The organism is Emticicia sp. 17c (assembly GCF_037153985.1).
GTDB lineage: Bacteria > Bacteroidota > Bacteroidia > Cytophagales > Spirosomataceae > Emticicia.
The window spans coordinates 1-750 of sequence record NZ_JBBAYI010000066.1 but is presented as its reverse complement, the minus strand read 5'-3'; the positions used below and the strand labels follow the sequence as shown (position 1 = coordinate 750).

Annotated in this window: 2 protein-coding genes; both read right to left on the bottom strand. The window is 43.1% G+C overall.

Going from position 1 to position 750, the window contains the following annotated elements; all coding sequences use genetic code 11:
* Window positions 1-29: 29 nt before the first annotated feature.
* A complete protein-coding gene (locus WAA15_RS24505; protein WP_337045483.1) occupies window positions 30-305 on the bottom strand; it encodes a hypothetical protein in 276 nt (91 codons plus the stop codon).
* The coding region (locus tag WAA15_RS24500; protein WP_337045482.1) for a hypothetical protein at window positions 292-750 on the bottom strand (459 nt) is incomplete at its 5' end. The genes WAA15_RS24500 and WAA15_RS24505, both read right to left, overlap by 14 nt.

The following is a 750-nucleotide window of genomic DNA, read 5'->3' as shown; positions in this document are numbered from 1 at the left end:
TTTTTCTAAAAAAATATCCTTGCCCTCAGCTAACCCAGTATTGCCTTTTCCTGATACTTGATGTAATGGTTGAGTGCTTTGATAACCTCCTGATAATCTCCCTCCTGATACAATCTTTTGCGATGAAACAGAAACGAATCACATGGAATGGCTTCGTAGGTCGTTGGCATCTGGATGGTTACCCATGTCTTGGCGTGTGCCTGAACCATGTACGCTTCGTATTTCCGTCCACTATCGTTCAGTACCTCTATCAGGGTCGAAAACATCGGATAATACTTCTGGGGTAAGGCTTCAAGGTTTGGCATGGGCGTATTCGTTTACGTATCGTACATGGTTTGATTTGCTGTATTCCACCAGAATATTCAACAGCCTCTCCCAGAATTGCTTTTCCTTGAATGACATCCCGTCTGTGTAGATGTAAGGTTGCTTGTTAATAAATCCGTCTTTGAAGGATATATCGAAAATCGGCTTATTGGCTTTGGCTATCGTTCTTCCACGGTTCAGGTTCTGGTAAAGAATCACTTTGTTCATGGGGTTATTGCCACTCACATACTCTGCCGATAAGCGTTTGGAAATCAGGTTCATTATCCGGTTCACTTCCGTTTCATTGCCCGCGTAAGTCGGGTCATTGGCATACCGCATTCCATAGGTCATCGACGTGATGCCTTTACCCCAGCCATATTTGTAGCCAACAAATAGCAAATAGATTGAATTAACAGGGTCATAGACGTTAAAATGTCTGTCTTGCAT

Bases quoted from the DNA above. Each gene is read 5' to 3' on its own strand.
- WAA15_RS24505 (WP_337045483.1), bottom strand. From the start codon at position 305: ATGCCAAACCTTGAAGCCTTACCCCAGAAGTATTATCCGATGTTTTCG.